General features: G+C 71.0%; 8 protein-coding genes. 3 read left to right on the top strand and 5 right to left on the bottom strand.

Annotation, left to right across the window (positions count from 1 at the left end; all coding sequences use genetic code 11):
• A partial coding sequence (locus GPJ59_RS30605; protein ID WP_219671170.1) for an aminotransferase class I/II-fold pyridoxal phosphate-dependent enzyme occupies positions 1-1,629 on the top strand: 1,629 nt, incomplete at its 5' end.
• A 10-nt stretch (positions 1,630-1,639) separates the two neighbouring features.
• Here the strand turns inward: GPJ59_RS30605 and GPJ59_RS30600 are convergent.
• The 4 genes from GPJ59_RS30600 to GPJ59_RS30585 all read right to left on the bottom strand — a co-directional run bounded on the left by GPJ59_RS30600 (position 1,640) and on the right by GPJ59_RS30585 (position 4,969).
• A complete protein-coding gene (locus GPJ59_RS30600) occupies positions 1,640-2,209 on the bottom strand; it encodes a toxin (protein ID WP_219671169.1) in 570 nt (189 codons plus the stop codon).
• On the bottom strand, positions 2,206-2,673 hold the full coding sequence (locus GPJ59_RS30595) for a helix-turn-helix domain-containing protein (RefSeq protein WP_219671168.1): 468 nt from the start codon (positions 2,671-2,673) through the stop codon (positions 2,206-2,208). The genes GPJ59_RS30600 and GPJ59_RS30595 overlap by 4 nt, the downstream gene beginning before the upstream one ends.
• 317 nt (positions 2,674-2,990) lie before the next feature.
• Complete coding sequence (locus tag GPJ59_RS30590; protein WP_219671167.1) at positions 2,991-4,154, bottom strand: MAB_1171c family putative transporter; 1,164 nt, start codon at positions 4,152-4,154, stop codon at positions 2,991-2,993.
• Between the two features lie 44 nt (positions 4,155-4,198).
• The gene (locus tag GPJ59_RS30585; protein ID WP_219671166.1) at positions 4,199-4,969 is read right to left on the bottom strand and encodes a WHG domain-containing protein; all 771 of its coding nucleotides are present in this window, start codon (positions 4,967-4,969) and stop codon (positions 4,199-4,201) included.
• Between the two features lie 248 nt (positions 4,970-5,217).
• On the opposite strand from GPJ59_RS30585, the gene GPJ59_RS30580 reads away from it, so the two are divergent.
• Together GPJ59_RS30580 and GPJ59_RS30575 are read left to right on the top strand one after the other, a co-directional pair.
• Positions 5,218-6,654 carry an amino acid permease gene (locus GPJ59_RS30580; RefSeq protein WP_219671165.1) on the top strand — a complete coding sequence of 479 codons (1,437 nt, stop codon included), beginning with the start codon at positions 5,218-5,220 and terminating at the stop codon, positions 6,652-6,654.
• A 192-nt stretch (positions 6,655-6,846) separates the two neighbouring features.
• Entirely contained in the window at positions 6,847-7,365 is a 519-nt protein-coding gene (locus tag GPJ59_RS30575; RefSeq protein WP_219671164.1) for a hypothetical protein, read from the top strand.
• Between the two features lie 52 nt (positions 7,366-7,417).
• Here GPJ59_RS30575 and GPJ59_RS30570 read toward each other — a convergent pair.
• Positions 7,418-7,795 (bottom strand): hypothetical protein (locus GPJ59_RS30570; RefSeq protein WP_219671163.1); only part of this gene is annotated, 378 nt, incomplete at its 5' end.

Genomic DNA, 7,795 nt, shown 5'->3' with positions numbered 1-7,795 from the left:
GCCGGGGTGTCGCCCGGCGTGCCCCACGGCGCACGGCCCGACGCGAGGCCCGAGCCGGCGCCTGCGGACGTACGGGCGGACGGCGCGGCCGCGGCGGCGTCCCTCGTGCTGGAAGCGGTGTCGCTGACCGGTGTCTTCCCCCTCTCCGACCTGAGTCCGCGGATGGTGCTGACGACCGACCTCGGCTTCGACTCCCTGATGCTGCAGGAGCTGGCGGTCACCCTCGCCAACCGGGTGCCGGACTTCCCTGTCGAGGAGGCCTTCGCCCGCGGACTCACCATCGAGCAGCTGATCGGCCTGGTCGCCCCGCACGTGAGGGAGCTGCCGCCGCCCGACGTGTTCCTCCCGCGGCAGCGGGACCGCCGGCACGGCGTGGCGCGCGACGAGTCCGAACCCCCGCGGAGCGGTCCGGAGCGGGGCGGGGCGAGTGCGTGCGTCGACGACTTCCCGGAGGTGCGGCAGTTCGAGGAGCGCCTGGGCGCGATCGTCGGCAGCGGCGCGGACTTCCCCTACTTCCGGGTCCACGAGGGCACCATCCGCGACACCACGGTGATCGGCGGCCGGGCGTACCTGTCGTTCGGCAGCTACAACTACCTGGGCCTCTCCGGCCATCCGGCGGTCAACGAGGCTGTGCACCGGGCGGTGGACCGGTACGGGACCTCGGTCTCCGCGAGCCGGGTGCTGTCCGGCGAACGCGACCTGACCGTACGGCTGGAGCGGGCGCTCGCCGAGTTCCTCGGTGTCGGGGACTGCCTGGCCCTGGTCAGCGGCCATGCCACGAACGTCACCGCGATCGGCCACCTCGTCGGGGCGGGGGACCTGGTCCTGCACGATGCGCTCGCCCACGACAGCATCCTGCAGGGCTGCGCGTTGTCCGGGGCGGCGCGGCGTCCGTTCGACCACAACGACACGGGCCGCCTGGAGTACCTGCTGCGGGTCAACCGGTCCCGGTTCAGACGGGTGCTGATCGCCGTCGAGGGCGCCTACAGCATGGACGGCGACCTGGTCGACCTGCCCGCCGTCATCGAGCTGAAGAAGCGTTACGGCGCCCTGCTGATGGTCGATGAGGCGCACAGCATCGGCACGGTGGGCGAACACGGGCGCGGCGTCGGCGAGTTCTTCGGTGTCGACCGGTCCGGCGTGGACCTGTGGATGGGCACGCTCTCCAAGGCCTTCGCCAGCTGCGGCGGCTACCTCGGCGGTTCGGCCCGGACGGTGCGGTGGCTGCGGCACACCCTGCCCGGCTTCGTCTACAGCGTCGGACTGACCCCGGCCAATGCGGCCGCGGCGCTGGCCGCGACCGAACTGATCGTCGCGGAGCCGCAGCGGGTGCGCTCGCTGCGCCGGAACGCGGAGCTGTTCCTCCACCTGGCCGCCTCGGCCGGTCTGGCGACGGGCTCCAGCGCCCACAGCCCGATCGTGCCGTGCCTCCTGGGGGACTCGGCCAGGACCCTGAGCGTGGCGGACCGGCTGTACCACCGGGGCATCATCGCCGATCCGATCTTCCACCCCGCGGTGGAGGAGGGGCTCTCGCGGCTGCGCTTCTTCCTCACCAGCGAGCACACCGAGGACGACGTACGACGGGCCGTGTCGGTGCTGGCCGAGGAGGTGGCGGCCACCGGGGGATAAGGGAGGCACGTCAGAACAGGGTCCGCTCGATGCGGCTGAGCACGGCCGTCCGGGCGGACGCCTCGCCCTCGGGGGCCGCGGGCTGCTCCTGGCCCTCCTCGGTGTGGCCCATCCGCTGGGAGAGCAGGTAGGCGATCACCTCCGCCTCCTGCTCCTGCACGTCGTCGTAGGTGGCGCGCAGGAGCATGTCGCGTACGAGGTCGGGGTCGAGGTTGGGGAAGAGGAGGCGGGCACTCGCCTCGTCCAGCCAGCCCGCCCCGCGATGGCAGCAGATGATGTGGCCCAGCTCGTGCAAGATGATGTGCTCCTGATGCGCGCTGGTGGTGTTGGCGTCGTAGAAGATCAGGTCCTCGTCGCGGGCGGCGACCCACATGCCGCACGGCTGCGACGCGGGCATCTGCATCGGGACGAGCGTGATGGGGCGGTCGCGGATCTCGCCGAGGTAGCGGCAGAGCTCGGCCACATCGGCCCCCTCCGGCAGGTCGAGCTCCTCGAGCCGCCGGGCGCCGTCCTTGCGGAGCTTCTTGAGCCGGCTGCGGCGGTCCTGGTCGCCCGACCGCGCCCTGCCGGTGATCCTCACTCCGCGCCCGCCGGGCCGGAGGGGTCAGGGGGCTCCGCGGGGTCCATGACGGGCGGCAGGCCCTGCATCTTCCGGTACTGGTCCATGATGGCCGTGATGGCCTGGAGGTTCTCCTTCTTCATGCCGGCCGCGCGCATCGCCACCGAGCGCACTCCCGCCTGGCGCAGCGCCTCGATGGCGGCCACCTCGCTGAGTACCGACTCGGCGACCTTGTCGTCGAAGAAGTAGGCGACCGACACGCCGAAGAAGCGGGCGAGGGCGGCCAGGAGGTCCGGCGAGGGATTGGAGCGCTTGCCCGTCCGCAGCTGCGACAGGTACACACCGCCGACCTTGAGGTCGGGGTTGGCCTTCTTCAGCTCCTCCGCGACCTCGGCATTGGTCCAGTGCCTGCCCTTGGGCCGGAGCGTCTTGAAGAGGTTGTCCAGACGTACTGCCAGCAGGGGCCGGTCGTCAGTCTCGGACACTGCGCATCTCCCTTCCGTCACCTCCTCGGCATTTTTGCCCTCAGCTAACCGCAAGTTTTGCAGATTAGCGGTCAGTTGACAATCGACCGAGACTCCGCCACCGTGGACCTCGCCGATAGCTGCCAGCTAACTTCGCTCACGGGGGTAGCCAAGTGGGTTGTCAGTTCTTTCGGTTCGGCTTCGGCCGGCCCTCGGGGGATGGGGGCCGGCCGAAGCCCGCACAGCACAACCGCCCGGTTCGAGGAACCAACGGGGGAACCGGGCGGTTGCGACGGGGCTGACCGCCCGGTCCGACGGTGTCGGACCGGGCGGGAGTCTCACCCCGCCTTGCCGATCCTGCGGTAGGCGGATGCGACCTGGGTGAGCCAGGCGACCTCCGCCGTGAAGTTGTCCGTGTTCCGGTCGTTGAAGTCGCCGGCGTCCTTGTTGTCGTCCGGGAGGGTGCCGGTGCGCTTGGCGTGCAGGGCCTTCCTGATCTGCGCCGCCTCGGCGAAAGCCTGCCGGGCCTCCGTACCCGCCCCGGCGTCCACGGCCACGCCGCTGCCCCCGTCGCCGGCCCGGTCGATGTAGGGGCGCAGGTCCCGCCATCCGTCACGTATCTCGATGACCCGCCGGTGCAGCCGGTAGTTGAGGTCCGAGACCGAGGCCGACCCCGCCGGCTCCAGGACGATGTCCGGCGAGGACTCGTACAGGTCCCGCCAGAGCGGGTAGAGCGCCCGGTACGAGCGGTAGCTGCGCGCCCACTCCACCAGCCTGGCGACGGCCGGCTCCCACGAGGAGAGCGTCAGGCTGAGCGAGAGGGTGACGATGCCCGCCGCGCTGAACACGTTGGCAGCGACCGTCCAGGCGCCGATGTCGACGCCCCAGGCCGCGGTGAGGATGTTGACCGTCCGGGCCGTGCAGTACAGGAAGAGGACCACCGCGGCGACGGAGAGCATGCGCAGGGCCTTGCGCAGCGAGGCGTTGTCGGCCATCCGGGCGTAGGGCCCGCACTGGCGGAAGATGGTGACGCACGGAACCGCCTGGGAGACGATGAAGACCAGGAGGTAGGTGAGGACCAGCGGCTGGCCGCTGCCGGTGTTGAAGTCCGTCGCCGGCCGGCCCGGGCCGTCGGCGACGAAGAAGAGCGCGATCAGCAGCACGCTCAGCGCCATGCCGGTCAGCAGCCAGGCGCGGGCCTTGCGTTCGGTCTCCTCGGAGGCGGTCGCCCAGCGCAGCAGGATGATCTGCGCACTGACGCAGAAGGCCACCGCGGCCACGTGCATCAGCAGGATGGCGAGGTTCCCGACGCCCAGGAAGGTCTGGCTCCCCATGGCGACGGCACCCATGGTGAAGGTGAGGCACTGCAGCAGCAGCGTGACGAGGAGGGTGCGGTAGGCGTTGTCCCGCCAGCTGGACCTGAGTTGGCACAGCCGGTAGACGAGCGCGGCATACGACGACAGCGCCGCGATGACGAAACAGACGGTTCTGGTGGTGTTCACGGCCCTGTTCCCGCCGGTGCCGCGCACGTCGCGGCACGGATGCTCTAGTCGGTGTGGGTGGTGTCGTTCTGCTCGGTGGTGCCGGTGGTTCCTGTGTCCTCGTCCAGCGGAACCTCCAGTCCGATGCCCTCGGCCGCCACGGCGATGGCGAAGTCGAAGTACGCGGACTCGTCCCGGACGCTGTCGTGGGTACGGCTGAACACCTGGAACACCAGGAGCCCGATCATGCTGCTCCACAGCACGATGCCGCGCTCGATGACGTCCGAGAACGGGGCCCCGGGCACCCCGCCGAAGGCCTCCACGGCCTCGGGCAGCAGCAGCGGCGGCCCGGGCACCGTCCGGCGGGGCGGGGTGAGCTCGCCGGCCTCCAGCGCGGAACGCACGATGCCGGCCAGCACCGCGGGGGTCCGCGCCGCGGACGCGACGGTGTCCTGGGGGGCGTGGTAGCCGGGCACGGGCGAGCCGTAGATCAGCGTGAATTCGCCGGTGTTGGCGAAGGACCACGCGCGCAGCGCGCGCGTCACGGCGAGCAGCCGCGCACCGGCCGACGCCTTCGCCTCCTGGGCGGCCCGATCGGCCCGTTCCATCGCGGCGGCGGACTCGTCGTAGGCGTCGATGATCAGTGCGGTCAGCAGGCCGTCCCGATCCGGGAAGACCGCTTCCACCTCGGTCACGGCGAGGCCGCTGCCCGCGGCGACCGCCTCCAGGGTCAGCCCTGCGGCCCCCAGTTCCAGCAGCAGTTGGCGCGCCGCGGCCTTGACGGCCTCCGGTCGCCGGGTGTTCTCATCGGTAGCGCTCGTTCCGGAAACATCCATGGCCAAACCGTACCCGTCGGTCACGACGGCCCTCGGCGCATTCACCGGAGCACGGCGCAAATGCACTGTGATCCAGGCCATAATCTCCGCCCCGGTCCGGAGCGGGCGAACGGGCCCTGCCGTGACCTCCGGCGGCGGATGCCCGGGCGGGGCGCGGCCCGGGGCATGTGCGGAGCGCCTAATTCCGCAGCCCTGGTGCTTCCGCCATGATGAGGCCGCGTCAGCCGGCAGGCGGAAAGGGGCAGTACATGGCGGGGCTGAGGATGGGACAGGGCGTACTGCGGCGCAAGCCGATCGAGCACATCGAAGAGGCCGAAGGCGCGCCCAGCGAACAGCTCACGCGCACACTCGGCCTGTGGCAGCTCACCGCCATCGGCGTCGGCGGCATCATCGGCGCCGGCATCTTCACCCTGGCCGGAACGGTCGCCAACCGCACGGCCGGACCGGCCGTACTGATCTCCTTCCTCATCGCCGGCGTGGCCAGCGCCGCGGCGGCCTTCTCGTACGCGGAGTTCGCCGGGCTGATCCCGAAGGCCGGATCCGCGTACACCTACGGGTACGCCGTCCTCGGCGAGATCGCGGGCTGGTTCATCGGGTGGGACCTGCTGCTGGAGTACACGGCCATCGTCGCCGTCGTCGCCATCGGCATCTCCGGCTACTTCAACTTCCTCCTGGTGGAGACGGGCACGGCCCTGCCCACCTGGATGCTGGGCGCGCCCGGGACCGGGGAGGGCCACCGCGTCGACCTCATCGCGGTGGTCCTGTGCCTGTTCACGGCCTACTTGCTCAACCTGGGCATCAAGAACGCCGCCCGCTTCGAGACGGTCGTCGTCGTCCTCAAGGTTCTCGTGGTCCTGCTGGTCATCGTGGTCGGCTTCTTCCACATCAACACCGACAACTACACGCCGTTCTTCCCGTTCGGCTGGGGAGGCGTCTTCACCGGTGCGGCCACGGTCTTCTTCGCGGTCTTCGGCTACGACGCGATGAGCACGGCGGCAGAGGAGTCCAAGGACGCTCAGCGCCACATGCCCAAGGCGATCATCTACTCGCTCGGCATCTCCATGGTGCTGTACGTCCTGGCCTGCCTGGTCCTGACGGGCATGCAGAACTACACGGAGATCGACCCGGAGAGCGGCTTCTCCACCGCGTTCAAGGCGGCCGGGCTGCCCGTGGTCGCCGACATCATCGCGGTCGGGGCGATCATCGGCATCCTCACCGTGATGTTCACGTTCATGCTCGGCGTGACCCGCGTGTGGTTCTCCATGAGCCGTGACGGACTGCTGCCCCACTGGTTCGCCAAGACGCACCCGACCCGGCACGTCCCCACCCGCGTGACCTGGATCGTCGGCGTGGCGTCCGCCGCCATCGCGGGCGTCGTGCCGATCGGCGAGGCGGCGGAGCTGACCAACATCGGCATCCTGCTCGCCTTCGCGGTCGTGTGCACCGCCGTCATCGTGCTCCGCTATCGGCGCCCCGACCTGCCGCGGCAGTTCCGCACGCCCTTCATGCCCGTCACCCCGGCCATCGGCGTGATCGCGTCGATCTGGCTCATCACCTACCTGCAGGTGGCGACCTGGCTCCGCTTCGCGATCTGGTTCGTCATCGGCCTGGTCATCTACTTCGCCTACTCCTACCGCCACTCGAACCTCGCCCAGCCCGCCACCCCGGACGACACAGCCGTCTGACGGGCGTCCGTCACCCGCTGACAGCCGGCGCGAGCGGTTATGGGCGCGCTGTCAGCGGGCAGTCAGGACGTGCCGGGATGCTCCTTGCCACGAAGCCGAAAGCGATCGATCGAGCCACGTGCCCCGGTCGGTCCGGAGTTCCGGACCGGTCCACGTGCCCCGATCGATCGATGCCAACGGGAGACACCCACCATGAATGTCCTGATAGCCGTCCCGCAGCTGCTCGCCGCGGCCGCGTTCGTCAGCATCCCGGTCGTCCGCAGCCGCTACGGCGCCACGGCCACCGCCTCCGCCCACGCGGAGCTGCGCCGCCAGGGCGTGCGTACCACCGTCCTCGCCGAGAACGGCATGCGCTTCGACGCGAGCGGCCACGAGACCTGGGCGCCCGTCTCCATCGCCGCCGCCCTGGTCGCCTCGGCGCTGCTGGTCCTCCTCGGCGCCTCCTGGGCCCACCCCGTGGCCTGGACGGTCCAGGCACTCGTCCTGCTGATCAACTGCGTGATCCTCTACAGCAACCGCACGGCCGTGAAGTCGGTGCGGGCCGCCTTCTCCCGCAAGGGCGACCCCGAACTCGCCCGTATCGACGTCCCGGCCCTGCTCAAGGCCGCCGAGGACGGCTTCCCCCGGTGGACCTGGACCCTGCAGAACGCCCGCCACGCCGTCGTCTTCGCCGCCTCGGCCCTGGTCCCCGCCACTCTCGTCCTCGGCTGACGTGTCGCGGTACCCGGGCGCGAGGCGTACGGGTGGTGCCGGTGCCGCCCGGTCAGTGGCGGGTGGCGCGGAGCAGGGTGGCGGCGCCGACGGCGGGGACGGCCACCGAGAGGGCGACGGCGAGCAGGAGCTCCATCGGGTCGATCCCCGAAGCGGCCAGGAACAGGGAGCCGAGGAGGAGCAGGACCGGTACGGTCGAGGCGGTGGCGGTACCGAGCAGCTTGTGGCGGGTTCCCCACTGCGGGGAGGTCCACAGCAGCGCCAGCCCGGCGATCAGGGCCACCGCTCCCACGCCGGGCTGGAACAGCATCAGCAGCCCCGCGACCGCGAGCAGGCCCAGCGTCAGGCGGGTGCGGGCGGCGCCGGCCGCGGGGGCGCTCTCCCCCGGGGAGGGGCCGATGACGGCGGGGGGTTCCACGCCGCAGGCCCG

The organism is Streptomyces bambusae, from assembly GCF_019400985.1.
In the GTDB taxonomy this organism is placed as follows: Bacteria; Actinomycetota; Actinomycetes; order Streptomycetales; family Streptomycetaceae; genus Streptomyces; species Streptomyces bambusae_A.
Note: the sequence above shows the minus strand (reverse complement) of the source record. Positions and strands in the feature narration are given on the sequence as shown.